Source organism: Vibrio sp. 10N.261.51.A3 (assembly GCF_041471965.1).
Classification (GTDB): domain Bacteria; phylum Pseudomonadota; class Gammaproteobacteria; order Enterobacterales; family Vibrionaceae; genus Vibrio; species Vibrio crassostreae_C.
On sequence record NZ_JBFRPK010000051.1, the window covers coordinates 37,915 to 57,467 of the forward strand.

General features: G+C 41.1%; 15 protein-coding genes and 3 pseudogenes. 17 read left to right on the top strand and 1 reads right to left on the bottom strand.

Annotated elements, in window-relative coordinates:
• Positions 1-17: 17 nt before the first annotated feature.
• The 6 genes from AB4371_RS13060 (at position 18) to AB4371_RS13085 (ending at position 8,584) form a co-directional block, all read left to right on the top strand.
• Entirely contained in the window at positions 18-722 is a 705-nt protein-coding gene (locus AB4371_RS13060; protein ID WP_372052440.1) for a YjbF family lipoprotein, read from the top strand.
• A gap of 24 nt (positions 723-746) precedes the next feature.
• Positions 747-1,694, top strand: a complete 948-nt coding sequence (locus AB4371_RS13065) for a capsule biosynthesis GfcC family protein (protein WP_372150046.1) — start codon at positions 747-749, stop codon at positions 1,692-1,694.
• Positions 1,694-3,958: a YjbH domain-containing protein gene (locus AB4371_RS13070; protein WP_372149965.1), complete on the top strand. Its 2,265-nt coding sequence runs from the start codon at positions 1,694-1,696 to the stop codon at positions 3,956-3,958. The genes AB4371_RS13065 and AB4371_RS13070 overlap by 1 nt, the downstream gene beginning before the upstream one ends.
• Before the next feature lie 682 nt (positions 3,959-4,640).
• The gene (locus AB4371_RS13075; protein ID WP_136974353.1) at positions 4,641-5,774 is read left to right on the top strand and encodes a polysaccharide export protein; all 1,134 of its coding nucleotides are present in this window, start codon (positions 4,641-4,643) and stop codon (positions 5,772-5,774) included.
• 75 nt (positions 5,775-5,849) lie between these two features.
• On the top strand, positions 5,850-6,290 hold the full coding sequence (locus AB4371_RS13080) for a low molecular weight phosphotyrosine protein phosphatase (RefSeq protein WP_136974352.1): 441 nt from the start codon (positions 5,850-5,852) through the stop codon (positions 6,288-6,290).
• Between the two features lie 119 nt (positions 6,291-6,409).
• Entirely contained in the window at positions 6,410-8,584 is a 2,175-nt protein-coding gene (locus AB4371_RS13085; protein WP_372149968.1) for a polysaccharide biosynthesis tyrosine autokinase, read from the top strand.
• Positions 8,585-8,704: 120 nt separating this feature from the next.
• Here AB4371_RS13085 and AB4371_RS13090 read toward each other — a convergent pair.
• Positions 8,705-8,924: pseudogene (locus AB4371_RS13090) on the bottom strand (N-acetylmuramoyl-L-alanine amidase); the annotation flags it as partial.
• 396 nt (positions 8,925-9,320) lie between these two features.
• Here AB4371_RS13090 and AB4371_RS13095 point away from each other — a divergent pair.
• The 11 genes and pseudogenes from AB4371_RS13095 to AB4371_RS13145 all read left to right on the top strand — a co-directional run bounded on the left by AB4371_RS13095 (position 9,321) and on the right by AB4371_RS13145 (position 19,516).
• Positions 9,321-10,447: pseudogene (locus AB4371_RS13095) on the top strand (helix-turn-helix domain-containing protein).
• A 131-nt stretch (positions 10,448-10,578) separates the two neighbouring features.
• A pseudogene (locus AB4371_RS13100) lies at positions 10,579-10,896 on the top strand (hypothetical protein).
• 415 nt (positions 10,897-11,311) lie between these two features.
• Entirely contained in the window at positions 11,312-12,391 is a 1,080-nt protein-coding gene (gene rfbB, locus AB4371_RS13105) for a dTDP-glucose 4,6-dehydratase (protein WP_372149970.1), read from the top strand.
• 52 nt (positions 12,392-12,443) lie between these two features.
• On the top strand, positions 12,444-13,361 hold the full coding sequence (rfbA, locus tag AB4371_RS13110) for a glucose-1-phosphate thymidylyltransferase RfbA (protein WP_372149973.1): 918 nt from the start codon (positions 12,444-12,446) through the stop codon (positions 13,359-13,361).
• Positions 13,351-14,778 (top strand): lipopolysaccharide biosynthesis protein, encoded by a 1,428-nt coding sequence (locus AB4371_RS13115; RefSeq protein WP_372149975.1) that lies wholly within the window; start codon positions 13,351-13,353, stop codon positions 14,776-14,778. Before rfbA ends, AB4371_RS13115 begins: the two co-directional genes overlap by 11 nt.
• A gap of 19 nt (positions 14,779-14,797) precedes the next feature.
• On the top strand, positions 14,798-15,877 hold the full coding sequence (locus AB4371_RS13120) for a DegT/DnrJ/EryC1/StrS family aminotransferase (protein WP_372149978.1): 1,080 nt from the start codon (positions 14,798-14,800) through the stop codon (positions 15,875-15,877).
• On the top strand, positions 15,877-16,506 hold the full coding sequence (locus tag AB4371_RS13125; RefSeq protein ID WP_372149980.1) for an acetyltransferase: 630 nt from the start codon (positions 15,877-15,879) through the stop codon (positions 16,504-16,506). The genes AB4371_RS13120 and AB4371_RS13125 overlap by 1 nt, the downstream gene beginning before the upstream one ends.
• 10 nt (positions 16,507-16,516) lie before the next feature.
• The gene (locus tag AB4371_RS13130; protein ID WP_372149982.1) at positions 16,517-16,729 is read left to right on the top strand and encodes an acyl carrier protein; all 213 of its coding nucleotides are present in this window, start codon (positions 16,517-16,519) and stop codon (positions 16,727-16,729) included.
• Between the two features lie 16 nt (positions 16,730-16,745).
• Positions 16,746-17,759, top strand: a complete 1,014-nt coding sequence (locus AB4371_RS13135; RefSeq protein ID WP_372149985.1) for a ketoacyl-ACP synthase III — start codon at positions 16,746-16,748, stop codon at positions 17,757-17,759.
• A complete protein-coding gene (locus tag AB4371_RS13140) occupies positions 17,749-18,507 on the top strand; it encodes an SDR family NAD(P)-dependent oxidoreductase (RefSeq protein ID WP_372149988.1) in 759 nt (252 codons plus the stop codon). The genes AB4371_RS13135 and AB4371_RS13140 overlap by 11 nt, the downstream gene beginning before the upstream one ends.
• Positions 18,497-19,516 carry a 3-oxoacyl-ACP synthase III family protein gene (locus tag AB4371_RS13145; RefSeq protein ID WP_372149990.1) on the top strand — a complete coding sequence of 340 codons (1,020 nt, stop codon included), beginning with the start codon at positions 18,497-18,499 and terminating at the stop codon, positions 19,514-19,516. The genes AB4371_RS13140 and AB4371_RS13145 overlap by 11 nt, the downstream gene beginning before the upstream one ends.
• Positions 19,517-19,553 lie beyond the last annotated feature (37 nt).

Consider the following 19,553-nt stretch of genomic DNA (forward strand, 5'->3'; position numbering starts at 1 on the left):
AGGAAGCAGAACTCGTCATGCTTAAACCTCTAATCATATCTCTTGGTCTTTTTCTTGCTGGTTGTTCTCAGCAGTTTCAAGACGTTAACTCTACTTTTGATGAAGCCTTTTTTGGAAGCTCCGATGTTGAGCTATCCAAGGAATACATTCAAACGTTACCTTATTCCAGCATTTATGCCGAAGTGAATGACCAAGGTAAGATCTTCATGGTCTTAGCGTACGTCGGTGAAAACCCGCAAACGGGCGCAGAGCAGTTAAAGTGGATGTCTTCTGACAAAGCGATGATCGTCACTGAAAATGGACGTATTGTACAAACGCTATTGCTTCCTTACGAAAACCTCTCTGGTTTGGCATTCCAACCGTTGAATGCATTCTCTTCTGCAAACAGCTCGTCGCCAGACTCTGCTTATGCGTTTGATGTGTCTGACAACCCCGGTGCCCAAAAATGGCAAGCGGTTTACGACTGGCAACCTAACTATCGATTCGGCTATAAAGCGAACATCACCCGAACGTATGTGGGAAATGACACGGTTGAAACTCCGTTAGCGTCTATCGATACCAAGAAATTCCAAGAAAAAATTCAATTCCCAATATTAGAACAAGACATCACCAACGAATATTGGGTCGACAGCGAAGGCAAAGTGGTAAAAACCATACAGTATTTAGGCCCTGATATGACAAGGCTTGAGTTAACCGTCCTTAAGCATTATCAAAGCAATTAACGAACAGGGTAATGAACTAAAATGATGAATTATATGAGTCATACATCAAAAATGATGGGACGTCGGTTGCCATTGGTGAGAACTTTATTAACGATGAGAGCTCTGTTAATGATGAGCGCTTTGTTTGCTTTGAGCTCCGCTTCTTCGGCTTCTGATCTTGTTACGCCTGAACGCTCTTCGTCGATTAAAACAACAATCGAGCTTCCTCTTCAAGGTGTGACGCTTGAGTATCAAACTAACGTTCGACTGCTTCGTGTATTAGACGACGCAAACGCGAATGCGAGCTCTAACGCTAACGGTACTATTGGTTACTTCCCCCTTTCGGCTCAACTGTTTGATATAACCAATACTGAAGCGACTGCAGTTACTGGATTTAAAGAAGCTAACCAAGCTATCGAAGCCAAAAAGCGCAATGTACTGAACCAGCTTGAAGCTTTCGCAGTAGAAGAGCCAGAAGCAAACTTAGTGCGCCAACAGTTAGCCTCTTTCCAATATCTCAATCGAGTTTTTATTGAATTAGACCGAAATGCGGTTATCTCGCAACCAGATAAGAATCCGTTACTTGTTTCAAGTTCCAATATTAACAAGCCGTCGTCTGCTGCCATTAAAAGAGTGTCGACTAGTGAAACTCAAGCCTTTTCTCTGTACTTACCACAACGACCAACGTCAATTCAGTTGATGGGTGCAATGAAAGAGTCGGTAACAATGAATCTGATTGAGCATGGAACGTTGAATGATTACCTCGATGCATTGCCGAATGGCTTTATTGGTGAATCTGCAGATAAAAGCGTGGCTTATGTTGTTCAGCCAGATGGCGTGGTGCAAACCATTCAATATGCATACTGGAACGAACAGCCGGTGTACTTAGCACCTGGTGCTATCGTATTTATGGCGTTCTACTCTCTGCCATCGGAATACTCAACGTTGAACCAAGATATTGTCGATTTGCTACGTCATAAGGTTGGCCTGTAATGCTGAAACAGAAATCATTCCCCCTATCGGCAGTGTGCACATCGGTTACGTGTGCTTTATTAATGACCAATAGTATGTCGATTAGAGCCGAAACAACCATTGATTCCTCTTCGATTCGAGCAGAAAAATCGTCATTCGACGACACTGAATACAGAACATCGCAAATGAACTTTGGTGGTGTTGGCTTAATGCAAATGCCAACAGGCCGAATGGCACCAGAAGGTGAGTTCAACTTTAGTGCTTCGTTTAACAATGAATACTACTTTTATAACGTCAGCCTGCAGGTGATGCCTTGGCTTGAAACCACCATTCGTTATACACAAGTACAAGACATGCTTTATAGCGGAGGCGCAGACCAAGACTGCTCCCAAAACTCATTCAGTGGTTGTACTAAATACACCGATAAAGGCATCGACTTTAAACTGCGTTTAATCGAAGAAGGGTACTACTTACCGGAAGTCTCGGTAGGTGTGCGTGACTTCGGCGGTACAGGTTTGTTTGATGGCGAATTTGTCGCGGCAACCAAGCGTTTTGGCCCCGTTGATTTTACCTTGGGTATAGCTTGGGGATACATGGGCACAAGTGGCAATTTTACCAATCCATTGTGTAAAGCTAGCGATAAGTATTGTGAACGCCCGTCTGATTTTAAAGGCAATGGCGGCAGTATTGACTTTGAACGCTGGTTTAAAGGTGATGCGGCGATTTATGGTGGTTTTGAATACCAAACCCCTTATAAGCCGCTAACCTTGAAAGTTGAGTACGATGGTAATGATTATTCTCAAGACTTTTCAGCCGTTCGTGGGGTAGACATGACGCAACACACTTCATGGAACGTGGGTGCTGTGTACCATTTCACTGATTGGGGTTCGGCGAAAGTCAGCTATGAGCGAGGCGATACTTTAACCCTTGGCTTCGATCTTTCTACCAACTTCAATGAAATGTATTCTGTGTGGCGAGATACTGAAACAGCAGAATTGCGCCCAAGCGATGTCGAGACGGTTGATGATATTGATATGGCTGCCCTCGCGGAAGAGCTAGAAACGATCGCGGGCTATGAACAAGCGCAAATCTTGGTCGACGATAATAGTATTGTGGTAAAGGGTACTCAGGTTAAATACCGAGACAGAGATATCGCCCTTGAGCGCGGTGCGACCGTGATTGCGAATGCGGTGCCAAGTTACATCGATACTTATAAAATCATCGAAAATGATAAATCGATGGAACTCACTGAGACAACGGTAGATGCACAAGCGTTCAAAGCGGCGGCTAATAACAGTTATCTCAATGCTCAAACCAGTGATGCAACCGATACTCACGAGTTAGAGCGTAAGAAATCCGTTATTTATCATGATGGGCGTGAGCGATTCGATGTGTCGATTTCACCAAACCTAGCTCAATCGTTCGGTTCGGCTGAAAACTTCTATTTATACAGTTTGGGTTTATACACCAACGCTTCGTTCTGGGCGTTAAACAATGTTGAACTGTCGGGCTCTTTGTACGTTAACTTAGTCGATAACTACGACAAGTTTAACTATACCATCCCATCAGACGGCACTGACCAAACGCCAAGGGTAAGAACCTTGTTCCGCTCTTATGTTGATGATCCGGTTCGTTTAGACCGTTTACAACTGACGTGGTTTGAAGACTATGGCAGTGGTATCTATACCCAAGCTTACGGCGGTTACCTAGAGAGCATGTTCGCGGGTGTGGGTGGCGAAATCCTGTATCGCCCATTCAACCAAAACTGGGCCATTGGTGCAGACATGACAGCAATAAGCCAGCGCGACCCAGAAAGCTGGTTTGGCACGTTTGATCAAGAGATCCAAGTCAACCCAGACGACAGCAGCCGAACGTACAAAGTGATCGATAAAGGCACGACTGGTTTTATTACGGGTTACTACACACCACAATGGGATTTCTTGAGTGGTACCTTGCTTAAAGTAGGCGTTGGTAAATTCCTTGCGGGTGATATCGGTACTCGTGTCGACTTCTCTAAGCAGTTTAAGAGCGGCGTTATTGCCGGTGCGTTTGTTAGCTTAACCGACATGACAACCGAAGAATACGGTGAAGGCAGCTACACCAAAGGCTTCTATGTATCGATTCCGTTCGATCTTGTTACTGTGAAACCAAGCTCAAGCCGCGCAGGTTTTACCTGGTTACCGATCACGCGTGACGGCGGGCAAGTGCTGAACAAGCAATACAACTTGTTCGATCAAACCGATGCTCGCTCACCTTGGTTCCAAAGGCCGAGTAGCGTTAAGTAGATCGAAAGCAGATGCGGGTGACGAGTAAGCGGGATACGAAGAGCGGGGAAAGAGCAGTCTCGAATAATCGAATAATCGAATAATCGAATAACGAATAGCTTAAGATATCGTGATATTCATCAAAGGGGGAGTTAGAGGGGGATATTAATCTATGTGTTACCAACCCCTCCCAGCCTCCCCTTATGTTGGTATTTTCTGCCAAGCAACAGTTGTGATAAAGGGGAGGAGCTAAAAGCATCCCGACACGGCTTTAGGCTCTTCGTTTACTCGTATCTCGCTACTCTCATCTGCTCTTTAGCTCTTTAGCTCTTTAGCTCTTCGCCACTCGCTCACTCGCATCTGCTCCTAAACCATTCAACTAGGTTGATAATAAACACAAATTGTGGATAATGCATACGCAATAAAATAACCGGGTGAAAGTCCGATCTTTGGCTCGGTTTATGACAAAAAACCTCTATCTCAATTCCAGATAGATAGAGGCAGATTAACTACGCAGTGTGATGTCGCGGAATATCAAAGGGCGGTAGCGTTCCTATCTTTGATATTAAGTGGGAGCGATATCACAGTAATAGCCCTCATTAACTCTATTAAATACTGCGTAGCTGATAAAATTGTTTGTTCTAACTTCTTTGGGTGTCCTTTGGGATATCACGACACATTCCGTTTCTATGACTTGGTTAACATGAAGATTAATAAAAATCGTCTCCTTTTAGCGCTCCTTCCTGCATTGCTTGCAGGGTGTACTACTCCAGGAACTCACCTGCCTACAGATGGTAAGAATGTGATTCAGCTCTCTGAGGAGCAGCAAGAGTTGGATATTTCTGATGAAGTTAACCTTTATCCACTTACGGCACAATCAGTCTCACATTACCGAACGGGTACCTTATCTGTCTCCCAAGCGAACCCTGAATTGGATGTTGATATTGCAAGATATGAGTACAAAGTCGGTGTCGGTGACATCTTAAATATCACCATTTGGGATCACCCTGAACTGACTATTCCTGCGGGCTCTTACCGTAGTGCTGAGGAAGCTGGTAATTGGGTTAGATCTAATGGGACTATATTTTACCCGTATATCGGAAGTGTTAATGTTTTAGGTAAGACTGTCGATGAGATTCGAACTGATATTTCTAAGCGTCTTTCTCAATATATTGAAAGTCCGCAAGTTGATGTCAATGTGGCGGGTTTTCGTTCCCAAAGAACCTACATTACTGGTGAAGTTGATTCTCCAGGACAACAAGCGATTACTAACATCCCCCTAACTTTACTTGATGCTGTAAATCGCTCTGGTGGTTTGTCTGAAGATGCTGATTGGCGAAATGTTTCGCTAACACGTAATGGTGTACAAGAATATGTTTCTTTATATGCGCTAATGCAGAAGGGGGATTTGACTCAAAATCGACTGCTGCAAACCGGTGATATTGTTCACGTGCCTCGTAATGACGCTCAAAAAATATTTGTTATGGGGGAAGTGAACAACCCTCAATTATTGAAGATTGACCGTGCGGGTATGAGCTTAACAGAAGCATTGAGTAATGTTGGTGGTATTGACCAACTGGCAGCCGATGCAACTGGTGTCTTTGTTATTCGCACTTCTGATGATAAGTCAGAACGCATGGCGGACATTTACCAGTTGAATATGGAAGATGTCTCGGCACTAGTTATTGGTACCGAATTTGATCTAAAGCCATACGATATCGTTTATGTTACTGCCGCACCTGTTATCCGCTGGAACCGAGTGATCAGTCAGCTACTCCCAACCATTTCAGGTTTCAATGAACTATCTGAATCTGTGTTGCGCGTTCGCGACTGGTAATGAGGTCAGGTTACATTTAGTGTGTAATCTGTTTTTTTTTTAAGCTTAAAAGCTCATTAAAGTTATAAGTCAGTTATGTTTAATAAAATTTTAGTTGTATGTGTGGGTAATATTTGCCGTTCACCGACAGGAGAACGAGTTTTACAAAAATTGCTTCCCAACAAAGATGTAGCCTCTGCAGGTATTGCAGCCGAAAAAAGTCGTTTAATCGGTAAACCGGCAGATGGCACTGCAATCTTAATCGCCGCTGAAAATGGGGTGGATGTTGAAAATCATCAATCTCAACAAGTCACGGCACTGCTTTGTGCTCAGTATGATTTGATATTGGTGATGGAGAAGGGGCATTTGGAAGCGCTCACTCAAATATCGCCAGAAACACGTGGTAAAACAATGCTGTTTGGCCATTGGATTGGCCAAAAAGACATTCCCGACCCTTATCGACAAAGTCGTGAGGCGTTTGAACACGCTTATAAGTTGATTGACGAAGCAGCACAGGCATGGGCGAGAAAACTGTAATTAAGGCCCAGCAATGGCATGCTACGCTTTACACTTTAGCTAATAGAACCATGTAAGGTAGTGAATGCGAAATTCGTATTTACTTATCTTAAGTACCTAGTTTAGGAAGTAGTAATCTGATGACAACACAACCATCTCAGCAACATTATTCTAATATTGTAGAAGATATAGATTTAGGAAAGTTACTTGGTATTCTTCTGGATGCTAAATGGTTAATCATGATGACCACATTTTCTTTTGCTATATTGGGTATTGCTTTTGCTTTGCTTTCAACCCCAATATATAAAGCGGACGCACTCATTCAAATTGAACAAAAAAACTCTGGTGGTATTTCATCTATGGTTGGTGATATGGGAGAGTTATTTTCTCAAAATTCATCTGTAACGACTGAAATAGAGATTATTAAATCTCGCATGATCTTGGGCGAAACCGTTGATAAATTTAACCTTACCACTATTACGTCACCTATCTATCTTCCTTATATAGGTAAAGGTCTTGCGCGCTTAAAAGGCGACATCAATCATATTAAAGTCAGCCGCTTTGTTGTTCCTCCGCACACAGCGGGTTCCCATAAAATTCAAATTTTAGATGCAGAACAAGGCATTTATCAATTAGTTCGTGGCGATGATCACGTTATCTTGAAAGGCAAAGTAGGTGAATTTGCAGCTGTGGATGGGTACAGTCTATTTGTAGCAGGCTTTGAATCGAGTAACGGCTTCGAGTTTGCTATTGGCAAGAGAAGTGAACTTGCTGCAATTGGATGGCTGAAATCTTCCTTGTCTCTATTCGAACAAGGTAGTAATACAGGTATGCTCAAACTGAGTTTTGAGGGTGAGGATAAACAGCAGATTTCTAAAATACTCAATCATATTAGCCAAACCTATTTTTTACAAAACGTTCAGCGTAATTCAGCGGAAGCAGAAAAGAGCCTATCTTTCTTAGAAAGTCACCTTCCTGGCATTAAGTCCCAGTTAACTAGTTACGAAGACACACTTAATAACTATCGTCAGAAGAATGACTCCATTGATTTAGGCTTAGAAGCACAATCAACATTGAAACTAGTGGTGGGGTTAGAGTCTCAATTGAATGAGTTAACGTTTAAAGAAAGCGAAATCAGCCAACGTTTTACTAAGGATCACCCTACATACAAATCTTTATTGGACAAAAGAAATATTCTTCTTGAAGAAAAAGAACGTTTAAATAAACAAGTACAGCGTCTCCCTAAAACACAACGAGAAGTACTACGTATGACTCGTGATGTTGAAGTAAACCAACAAATCTACATCCAACTTTTAAATAAGGTTCAAGAGCTGAGTATTATCAAGGCGGGTACTGTAGGTAACGTTCGTATCTTAGATGATGCCCAAGCTTACTCTGGCGCAATAAAGCCGAAGAAGTCACTTATTGTCGTATTAGTTACTATGCTTGGCGGAATACTCATTGTAGCTTTTGTGCTTATTAAAGCAGCGTTCCACCGTGGTGTGGAAAGCCCAGACCAAATTGAACAAATCGGCCTGCCTGTTTACGCAGCGGTACCAAAATCTGATTTACAGATTGAACTAACCAACCGCTTTAAATCGAAGAAACAGCAGACCAAGGGGACTCAAGCACTGCTTGCTGAATCGAACCCTGCCGATCTTTCGGTTGAAGCACTGCGTGGCCTTCGTACCAGCTTACACTTCGCAATGCTCGAAGCGAAAAACAACATCTTGATGATCTCTGGCCCTGCGCCGGGCATTGGTAAATCATTCATCTCGACTAACTTTGCCGCAGTAGCCGCAAAAACAGGCCAGAAAGTATTGTTGATTGATGCCGATATGCGTAAAGGTTACCTACAACAAAGCTTTGGTGTGAAATGGGACAACGGCCTTTCTGATGTGCTGAGCGGCAAGCAAGAGTTCGCTCAATCAGTGAAAACCACACCGGTAGAGAACCTAGATATTATTACTCGCGGCCAAGTGCCACCGAACCCATCAGAGCTGCTGATGCACCCACGCTTTGCAGAACTAATGGAATGGGCATCGAAAGAGTATGATTTGGTGATTGTTGATACCCCGCCCGTACTTGCGGTAACCGACCCAAGCATTGTCGGCGCCTTCGCTGGCACCACATTAATGGTCGCGCGTTATGGTCAAAACACCATTAAAGAGATTGATGTTGCTCGTAATCGTTTTGAACAATCTGGTATCGAAGTGAAGGGTGTTATCTTTAATGCCATAGAGAAGAAAGCATCAAGCTCGTACGGTTACGGTTACGGTTACTATAATTACGCATATTCGAGTGATAAAAAGTAATTAAAGCAGATACGAGATGTGAGTAATTGAGTTTCGAAGAGCTGTAGCTTAATACGAAAAGCGAAGAGTTGGTTCGTATCCAGCTCTTCGCATCTCCGTTACCTGCATCTGCTCTTTAGCTCTTAGTTTCATAATCGGACACGCTTTAGCCCCCATCTTTATGTCCCTTAACATTCTCATTTGAAATCAAGAACTGCTTTTGTAATGCAGCCATCAAACCAAGCAGTACCTTACGCTTCGCCAGCGTGAAGTTGTCTTCTGGTTGCAGCTCGACGTTTCAACCGTCTACCATACAAACTCCAATATAGCCACTATTGTATCCTTTCACATGCGCGTCGGTTTACTCCTGCGTGCTTGCCAAGTCATATCTCCTCATTGCTGTTGACGTCAAAGCAGTCTTCTTAACAAAATAACAACCTTCCATTTGGCTTTCTTTATAACTGCTAGCTTCATACACCAGTATTTGGCTACACCCCTCGTTATTACTAAAAAATAACTGCTAGTTTGACTGATTGGGGAATAAGGTCGACACTCGAGGCTCACCTACCGGGTTGTTATGCTGAAATAAAAAGAGAAACTATCGCGTTCATTTAGAACCTTATTGCTGCATGGGGAGAGCAATGTAAATCAAGATTTTTTATTGGGGTTTTCGCCCCTAAAGCGCCAATAAGTGTTGTTAATGCTTTTTCAATCAATAGGTTTTCATAGAATGACCAATTAATAAGGAGCGTTATCTATATGTTTTTATTTAATTTTTTATTTCATCCCATTAAAAGCTGCCTCACCTATTAGCAAGCTGTTACTATTAAAATTGGCGACAATGCAGACGCGCGCGGCGTGTGTTTCCCTTCCCTACATTACTTAGCGTAATATTGCGAAGTGTCAGTAAGAACCGTGAAACGACACGTTAATGAACTCGAAAAACAAGGCTTTGTGAAGCGGATAAAGCGGTTTGATGATTCAGGACGCTAGCGCAGCAATATATATCAGCTGAGCCTACCCAGCGACAGCCATATTCAGCAGACCGATCTAGACCTAAATGATCAAACCGACCTAGATAACGCCAATGTAGAACAAACAGACTTACCGCCAGCCTCGCAAGAAAATGCGTAGAAGGCAGAACTTACAAAGAATACAGATCACTCTGACACCCACCTAGGTGACTCAAGATCCAACACGAAGAGTGATCAACTGGCACACATAATCTTTCATAAAGAACATAAAACAGATATTCCTTGTAAAACAGCCCCAGATCTTGAAACAGCCTTGTTTCTTGAAAAAGAGTCAACGATACCTCAAGCCACTACTACCATAAGCCAACAGGATGAAGTCGTGATTCACCTGCTCACCAAAGAGGGCCGTGCGCCGATTTATCATGAGTTCACCACCATATTAGAACGCACCTGCCCAAAGTTAAATGTGCTACAAGAACTGCATGCCATGCAAGAGTGGCTGTACATCAACCCGGATAAGCGCAAGCCCTTCGAGCACATTGGCCACTTTGTGAATGGCTGGCTAAGAAGAAGCGCCCAAGTCAAAGCGAAGCGAGATTCATCGCCAGTCTTTAAGCAAACAAGAGCGGCTAAACAAGCTAAAGCGGCTAAGCAAACAAAAGAGGTGAAACCCTCAAAGAAAGCTCAATCGATAAAAGCCGTAGGATCAAGAAAAGCAGATGTGCCTACAACAGCTTCAAACCAAGCGCAGCCAGTCAAAAGCAATCAAGCCGAAAGCAAATCTCAAAACCCCACACCTGTCTCTCAGGCCCTAACGGACTGCAAAGCCAAAAGCACCATCAACCCATTTGAAGCACGTATCAAGGCCCTAGTTCAATCCAAATCGCCCGGCACGGATTCTAAGCAGTGACCATTCGATTATTCACACGGCCAAACGCGAAGGCAAAGAAAAAATTAGGGCAAACCAAAGGCTAGGGCAGACCAAGCGTGAATACAGACAAAAAACGTCAAGATACAAAAGTAGAATTAGGAAGAGGGCAAATGGACGATACCAGCCTAAAAAACTGACAACGAAAGAGAAAGTAATCATTTTAGAAAAAGAGATAGCGCGAGTGGAAGGGCGCATTGGCGAGTTATTGAACTGCTGGTTAACCACTACCCACAAGGGCTAACACGTACTGAGATTAAAGCGTTATTGGCGGTAAACAACAACCCAAGCTTCGTCTCGCTGTACAGAAACGGCAATATTTTCATTGTTATAGAAAACTCTACTGCGACGCAGCATAAGAAAATAGGTCCCATATAGGCACTCAATACCTGCAAGACGTACAATGCTTCCGCTGCCTGAATGCGTGGTGAGTTGTTTGTCATGCCAGAGTCAATTTCAAACTGGTTAATATGCACTTACTTTGTTAGAATACTCCGCATATTTAAAACCGTATGAAAAACGCATAAAGCGAACAAATTGTGACTATTGCCTTTAGGAGCCAAACCTAAGGGCGGTAGCGTACCCAAATGCGAGTGACTAGCAAGTAGTGCGGCAAGCTCAAAGGTTGAAAAAAGCCACTTTGGTGGCCTATTAAGGCGGTTTAAAAAAAGAGAGCAAAATCTAGGTTTTATAAGAGATTGTCGAAAATAGACTGTCTCAACATGAATAAAAAGTGTCTTAGTGGCTTTCATATCACTGAGATGTTTGTGTGATTAAATTCCTCATTTACAAACAGCATCTTCACGTTCGTGAGGTGTTCTAAGCATGATACTACAAGAGAATATTATGAAAATCCTCGTCACTGGTGGTGCTGGTTTTATCGGCTCAGCTGTTATTCGTCATATCATCAATAATACTTCTGACAGCGTGGTCAACGTTGATAAGCTCACTTATGCAGGTAATTTAGAGTCTCTTTTAGAAGTCGATTTGTCTGAACGTTATGCCTTTGAGCAAGTGGACATTTGTAATCGTACAGAATTAGATCGAGTGTTTAAAGCACACCAACCGGATGCAGTCATGCACTTGGCAGCAGAGTCACACGTTGACCGTTCAATCACAGGCCCTGCGGCATTCATCGAAACCAATATTGTTGGCACCTATACGCTACTAGAAGCAACACGCGAGTATTGGAATACACTTGAAGAAGGCGCAAAAGCTGAGTTCCGTTTCCATCATATTTCTACCGATGAAGTGTATGGCGATCTCCTACACCCTGATGAAGCTCCAGAGGGCACAGCGCTGCCAATGTTTTTAGAGACAACCTCGTATGAGCCATCAAGCCCATACTCGGCGTCAAAAGCCTCGAGCGACCACTTAGTTCGAGCATGGTTGCGCACTTACGGCCTGCCAACCATAGTAACCAACTGCTCAAATAACTACGGCCCTTATCACTTCCCTGAAAAACTGATCCCACTGGTCATTTTGAATGCGCTAGAGGGTAAAGATCTGCCTATTTACGGGAAAGGTGATCAAATCCGTGACTGGCTGTTTGTTGAAGACCATGCACGAGCGCTCTACAAAGTGGTGACCGAAGGTAAAGTGGGCGAGACCTACAATATTGGTGGCCATAACGAGAAGAAAAACCTCGAAGTCGTGAATACGATTTGTGAAATCCTAGATACGTTAGTACCGAAAAATTCGGCGTATGCAGAGCAAATCACTTACGTTCAAGATCGCCCTGGACATGATCGCCGTTACGCTATTGATTCATCTAAAATGCAACGTGAGCTCGGTTGGACGCCTGAGGAAACCTTTGAAACGGGTCTTCGCAAGACAGTGCAATGGTATTTAGATAATTCTACTTGGTGTCAAAACGTGCAAGATGGCAGTTACCAACGTGAGCGTTTAGGCGTAAACGAAGAGTAAATATGCACTTAACATTCACCGACTTTTACTAATAGAACAAGGTTCACAATATATGTCATCATTTTCATCCTTTAAGGTACAAACATCGAATACGAAAGGGATCATTCTTGCCGGTGGCAGTGGAACACGCTTATATCCTCTTACGCGTGGTGTTTCTAAACAATTGTTACCGGTCTACGATAAGCCGATGATTTATTATCCGATATCGACATTAATGCTTGCAGGGATAAAAGAGATATTGATCATTACCACTCCAGAAGATAAGCAAGGCTTTGAGCGAATCTTGGGTGACGGCTCAGATTTTGGTATAAAGCTTGAATATGCAGTTCAACCAAGCCCTGATGGTTTAGCTCAGGCCTTTATTATTGGAGAGAGGTTTATAGGTGATAGTTCGGTTTGCTTAGTGCTAGGGGATAATATTTTTTATGGTCAGGGTTTTCCAGAAACTCTAGCTAGTGCAAATAACCGCCAAAATGGTGCAACTGTATTTGGGTACCATGTCAAAGATCCAGAACGGTTCGGTGTTGTTGAATTTGATGAAAATCAGCAAGCTGTAACAATAGAAGAAAAACCAGAATACCCTAAATCCAATTTTGCAGTTACTGGCCTGTATTTTTATGATAACACTGTTGTTGAAAAAGCAAAAAAAGTTGAATATTCACAGCGTGGGGAGCTAGAAATAACCAGTATTAATCAAATGTATTTGGATGAAGGTAGCTTACACGTTGAATTGTTAGGTCGAGGCTTTGCTTGGTTAGATACCGGAACGCACGAAAGTTTGCATGAAGCTTCAAACTTTGTTCAAACCGTGCAGCATATACAAGGCCTAAAGATAGCTTGTCTAGAAGAAATTGCATGGAGAAACAAATGGCTGACAAGAGATGAAGTACTGACCATTGCTGAGCCAATGCAAAAAAATGAATACGGTAAATACTTAACTCAACTAATTAATTCGAAAAATGACGCATAATAAAAAAACAGTTAAAAGTGGTTTTATTTGGAGTGCATTAGATAGTTTAGGCTCGCAGGCCGTAGGTTTAGTTATTAGTTTGACCTTAGCCAACATTCTTGGCCCAAGCGTATTTGGTTTAGTGGCAATGCTGACTATATTCATCGCGATTGCGAATGTGTTTGTGAATAGCGGGTTTAGTCAGGCACTGATACGTAAAACTGATAGAAGCGAATCTGATTTTGCGACAACTTTTTACTTTAGCCTAGGTGTCTCAGTAAGTTGTTATGCTTTATTGTTTTTTTTCGCACCTTATATTGCTCAATTTTACCAGGAGCCCGAGTTAACCCTATTAACTCGGGTGATTGCATTAACAATCGTCATCAATACATTTTCAGCTATCCCAAGGGTAAAGCTCACCGTTAATTTAAACTTTAAAACTCAAGCTAAATGTAATTTAACAGCCCTAATTATCAGTGGTTCATTAGCTTTGCTATCAGCTTATTTTGGTTATGGGGTTTGGGCGCTAGTTGCTCAACAATTAGCTTTAGCAATTGTGAATGTGTTGATGCTTAATTTACTTACTCCTTGGTGGCCTAAGCATAAATTTTCTAATGAATCATTCAAGGATTTATTTGGATTTGGTTCAAAGTTGCTTTTATCTGGTTTGCTCGATACCATATACAACAATGCTTACGGCTTGATTATTGGTAAACAATTTAGTGCCATACAGCTTGGTTTATTCAACCAAGCAAATAAACTGTCAGGCTTACCTGCGATGACATTAACTGGGGTGATTCAAAAAGTAACCTACCCGATGTTAAGTGCCTTACAGAATGATGAAAAAAAACTAGACGAAACCTACTTACTTATCTTGAGGCTTTCCGCCTTTGTTATATTTCCAGTAATGTTTGGGATTTGTATCATAGCAAGGCCTCTTGTCGATATTTTATTAGGGCCCGAGTGGCAGGCTAGTGCAGAATTTATAAGTATAATTACAATGGCATTCGTACTTTATCCCATTCATGCGATAAATTTAAACATGTTACAAGTAAAAGGTCGTTCTGATATTTTTTTAAAACTAGAGGTGATTAAAAAGGCCATTATTACAATAATATTAATTATTACTGTACCAATGGGGATTAAAGCAATGTGTATAGGAATGGTTATAAGCTCTTATTTAGCATTGTTCGTCAATACCTACTACACTGGGAAACTTTCGAGTATAACGGTAACAAAACAGTTTCTAGCATTAACTCCTATCGCAATTATTACTGCATGTTCCGCCTTTGTTGGGTATATGGTGGGTATGCACATAACCAATAGTGTATTACAAATTTTGACTATGTTAGTAGTAGCCATTTGTACATATATAGGAATTATGTTGATTGTACAAAAGCCATTGCTCATGACCCTAAAAAACACAATAAAAGCTTAACGTTCTGGAGTTATAGTGCATGATCGCTTTGAATAGCCCTATTCAACCAAACTTGAAAAAATTACATAAATTATTAGAACAAGTTAATAGTAGCGGGTGGTTTACTAACTTTGGCCCTATGCATCAAGAGTTAACTGAGAGGTTAGAAGACTACTTAGGCGTCCAAAACCTGCTTCTTACAAATAATGGTACATCAGCCCTTCAGGTTGCCGGAAGAGCTATCGGCTGTAAATCAATTATATCTACGCCATTCAGTTTTGTTGCAACTGTTAGTGCATTTAAGTGGCAGAAAGATGAAGTGGCTTTTTCCGATATTAACCCTCATAGTTTGAATCTTTGTCCACAAGCCATAAAAACTGCTTATCGTAAAGGCTGTAAAGCCGACACTTTAGTTGCGACGCATGTTTATGGCAACCCATGTGATGTAACAGCAATAGATGAGTTGAGTGAGATAAATAATCTTCAGGTTATCTATGACGCAGCACATGCTTTTGGTGTGAAGGTTAATGGTCAATCAGTGTTAAACTATGGAGATGCAAGTACTCTTAGTTTTCATGCAACCAAAGTTTTTCATACAGTTGAAGGAGGGGGCATTGTTTTTAAAGATAGAGCCAATTATGAGAAAGCAAAAGATATTATAAATTTTGGTATCCATCCAGAACAAGGTATTGTGAATGTCGGCATTAATGCCAAAATGAATGAATACCAAGCTGCTGTAGGTTTAGTCAACCTAGAAGAGATAGATAATATACTCAATCACCGAACTGAATTATTTTATGCATATAGGTTAGGTCTCAAAGATGTCGTGGAACTACCCGTTTGGCATCCTGAATCCAATGCAAATGGTGCTTATATGCCAATTTTGTTAAAAAACAAACAGCAGTTCGAACGTGTTACACAAGAGTTGCGCGCAAATAATATTCAAAGTAGGCACTATTTTTCCCCCTCCCTAGATAAAATATTTGTTGATAGCCACAACTATGGTACACCGAATAGTTTGCACGCATCTGAAGTAATATTGTGCTTGCCTTTGCATGCTCATATGACAATAGAAAATGTAGCAACAGTCATAAAAACCATTCGAACAGGAGTCAACTGATGGCGGCTTATTTAATTGGTGCGGGTGGTTTTGCACGAGAAATATACAGCTATTTAGATAGCATTGGCTTCGATAAGTTAGGGCATGATTTTGGAGGTTTTCTTTCAGATTTTTCTAATGACCTAGACAACTTTAATTACAAGAGCGGAGTTGTTGGGCCGATTAAAAATTCATGTATCACAAAAAATGATGTGTTAATAATGGCTATAGCAGACCCTCAGTTTAAACAGCAATTATATGAATATTATAATCATCGAAATGTTACATTTATGACTTTTATTCATCCAACAGCAGTTATTGGAAAAAACGTGAAGATCGGAATTGGGAGTGTTATTTGCCCAAACGTTACTATTACAACAGATGTTGCTATTGGAAAGCTTTCTACACTCAACGCCCATTCATCAATCGGGCACGATGTTTTACTGCATGATTATTGTACGTTAAGTGGCCATTGTGATGTAACTGGTTTCGTAGAATTAGGTTCTAGAGTTTTCATGGGTTCTCATGCGCTTGTTATTCCAAAGGTAAAAGTTGGAGATGATGTCGTAATTGGAGCTGGTAGTGTTGTTGTATCAAAAGTAAAATCTGGGTCTACCGTATTTGGTAATCCAGCAAAGAAAATTAAATAGGAGTTAAAGTATGAGTAATGTAAATCAACTATTAGAGATTGTTGCGGAGATTTTAGAAATCGATGATGTAAGTTTAGATACAGAGCTGAATGAAGAAAACTGGGATTCTTTAGCGGTTGTTACATTTATTTCTGAAGCTGATAACGAGTTTGATACAGTTGTATCGCCATCTCAAGTAAATAAAGCGACAAAAGTTGCGGATTTACTAGAGCTAATCAAATAGCCTGATAGGATTCTAGATGTTAATAATAAATAATGTCGGCATAACTGCGGTTGCCACATCAGTACCGGAGACAAGTATTAGTAATTATGACCTTGCTGGAACGTATGGTGAGGCAGAAATCAAGAAGCTAATTTCTAGTATTGGCGTCCATACGCGAAGAGTTTCTGATGAGACTATTACAAGTGCTGATTTATGTTTAGATGCGGCTAGAAACCTTATTCAAAATACAGAGATAACAGAACTTGAAATTCAAGCTGTTATCTTTGTTTCACAGACTCCTGAATATCAATTGCCAGCAACAGCTTGTATATTGCAAGATAAGTTAAACTTAACTAACACAACTTTGGCATTCGACATTAATATGGGCTGCTCTGGCTATGTTTACGGCTTACAAGTGGCTGCAAGTCTCGTTAATAGTGGTTTAAAGCATGTGCTTTTATTAGTTGGTGATACAATTAGTAAAATAGTTAAACCAGAAGATCGAAGTACAGAGCTTCTTTTTGGTGATGCGGGAACAGCTACATTAGTTTCAAGTACTGATTCATCAAAAATGACATTTAAATTGGGAACAGATGGTTCTGGCTATCAACATATTATCGCCAAAGAACCTATCTTAAATAATAGTATTACTGGTCGGGCTGATAATTATTCATTTTTGGAAATGAATGGTGGGGAGGTTTTCTCTTTCACATTAAAAACCGTACCAAAGCTTATTCGTGGTTTCTTAAGTGAACTTGCTCTCGAGCCTGATATGATAGATAACTGCTTCTATCATCAAGCGAATCATTTTATGATTAAGCACTTATCTAAAAAGTCTAAATTTTCAGAAAACCAAGTTCCTATATCTATTGATAGATATGGTAATACTAGTGGCGCTTCTATTCCTGTAACCATCTGTGCATCGCCTAGGGAATTGTATGCAAGCACGTTGTTTGTTGGGTTTGGTGTTGGATTGTCATGGGGCGCTGTATATTGTGATCTTTCTAACACATTAATATTACCAATAAGTGAGTTTTCTAGTGGCGAATAATATTGTAGAGAATAAAAAAGTGTTGATAACAGGAGGGTCATCCGGTATTGGTAGATCTATTGCCCAAGTTTTTAGTCAACAAGGTGCTCAAGTTATAATTGTTGGGCGAAACTCTATCCGCCTTGACCAAACATTAGCGTTACTTGAAAAAGGGGATCATTTAGCTCTGCAGTGTGACCTAGCCTCCCCCTCTTCAATTGAAAACTTATTTAGAGAACTATGTACAGATATTGGTGAGTTGGACGCGGTAATACATTGTGCAGGTATTCAGAAAACGTTGCCGTTGCAAGCTCTTAAAGAAACTGATTTCGAACAAATTTTCAACACGAATGTTAAATCTGCTCAGTTTTTAGCTAAATCTTATAGGAAGAAAGGACGGTATAATCCATCCGGTAGCTCGTTAGTCTTCATGAGTTCGGTAGCTGGGACTTGTGGAGAGCCAGCTATCTCAACGTACTCAGCATCAAAGGCAGCTTTGCTAGGTCTGAGTAAGTCCTTGGCTTCAGAGTTAGCAAGAAACAAAATTAGAGTTAACTGTATTGCACCTGGTCATGTAGAAACTGAAATGGCAATTGAATTTTCTAAAACTCTAACAGCAGAGCAGAACCAAAGAATACACGACAAGCATCCTCTTGGCTTAGGTACTCCAGAAGATGTCGCTAATGCAGCGTTATATTTAGCTAGTGGCTTGTCTAGATGGGTGACGGGTACGACATTATATGTTGATGGAGGTTACAGTGCACAGTAAGGCAACTATTCTCGGAGTTTCATCTTACCTACCAGCTAATCGTTTGACGAATGAACAATTAGCTATCGAATATCCCGGTTGGAGTGTAGATAAGATATTTGAAAAGACGGGCATTAAATCTCGCCCAATCGCTAGTAAAGATGATTCTTGTTCATCTATGGCAATAGAGGCTTCAAAACGATTGTTTGAAAAGCTAAATGTTGAGCCGAGTTCTATCGATTACGTTTTATTGTGCACACAAAGTCCGGATTACAAACTACCTACGACTGCATGTATTGTTCAGCATAAATTAGGTATTCCCACAAGCGCAGGAGCTCTGGATTTTAATCTAGGTTGTTCTGGTTATGTATATGGTTTAAGCCTTGCTAAAGGCCTTATTGAATCTGGGCAATCAAAAAACGTATTACTTATAACTTCTGAATTGTATTCACGCTACATCAACGATCAAGATAAAAGCGTACGAACATTGTTTGGAGATGCGGCAACTGCCACTTTAGTTGGAGCTATCGAATCAAATGATGAACATATAAGTGGAGTTGTATTAGGTAGTGATGGTGCAGGGGACCAAAATTTGATGGTTCCTCACGGTGGTTCACTAAACCCTATTGAGGAATCATCTAACGTGGCGACAGTTGATGGTAGTGGGAATTACAGAAGCCTAGCTGATTTGTATATGAATGGCGCGGAAATTTTATCATTTACTCTAAAGTCAGTACCACAATTAGTTGAAAATGTTTTAGATAAGGCTAATTTAGGGCATTCTGAGGTTGATAAGGTTGTTTTTCATCAAGCTAATAAGTTTATGCTGGATAAGTTGCGAAAGAAAACGCAATTTACACAAGAACAATTTTTAGTTTCTTATGAACACTATGGTAATACCGTTTCTTCAACAATCCCACTTGGGCTTGAGTTAGCACAAAGTGAAGGCAAACTGAAACCAGGCGATAATGTATTATTATGTGGTTTTGGCGTCGGTTACTCTTGGGCTGGAGCTGTTATTACCTGGTAAGGTTTAATATAATCGAGTAACATGTTTATTTCAATTA

Bases quoted from the DNA above. Each gene is read 5' to 3' on its own strand.
- AB4371_RS13060 (WP_372052440.1), top strand. From the start codon at position 18: ATGCTTAAACCTCTAATCATATCTCTTGGTCTTTTTCTTGCTGGTTGT.
- AB4371_RS13065 (WP_372150046.1), top strand. From the start codon at position 747: ATGAATTATATGAGTCATACATCAAAAATGATGGGACGTCGGTTGCCA.
- AB4371_RS13070 (WP_372149965.1), top strand. From the start codon at position 1,694: ATGCTGAAACAGAAATCATTCCCCCTATCGGCAGTGTGCACATCGGTT.
- AB4371_RS13075 (WP_136974353.1), top strand. From the start codon at position 4,641: ATGAAGATTAATAAAAATCGTCTCCTTTTAGCGCTCCTTCCTGCATTG.
- AB4371_RS13080 (WP_136974352.1), top strand. From the start codon at position 5,850: ATGTTTAATAAAATTTTAGTTGTATGTGTGGGTAATATTTGCCGTTCA.
- AB4371_RS13085 (WP_372149968.1), top strand. From the start codon at position 6,410: ATGACAACACAACCATCTCAGCAACATTATTCTAATATTGTAGAAGAT.
- rfbB (WP_372149970.1), top strand. From the start codon at position 11,312: ATGAAAATCCTCGTCACTGGTGGTGCTGGTTTTATCGGCTCAGCTGTT.
- rfbA (WP_372149973.1), top strand. From the start codon at position 12,444: ATGTCATCATTTTCATCCTTTAAGGTACAAACATCGAATACGAAAGGG.
- AB4371_RS13115 (WP_372149975.1), top strand. From the start codon at position 13,351: ATGACGCATAATAAAAAAACAGTTAAAAGTGGTTTTATTTGGAGTGCA.
- AB4371_RS13120 (WP_372149978.1), top strand. From the start codon at position 14,798: ATGATCGCTTTGAATAGCCCTATTCAACCAAACTTGAAAAAATTACAT.
- AB4371_RS13125 (WP_372149980.1), top strand. From the start codon at position 15,877: ATGGCGGCTTATTTAATTGGTGCGGGTGGTTTTGCACGAGAAATATAC.
- AB4371_RS13130 (WP_372149982.1), top strand. From the start codon at position 16,517: ATGAGTAATGTAAATCAACTATTAGAGATTGTTGCGGAGATTTTAGAA.
- AB4371_RS13135 (WP_372149985.1), top strand. From the start codon at position 16,746: ATGTTAATAATAAATAATGTCGGCATAACTGCGGTTGCCACATCAGTA.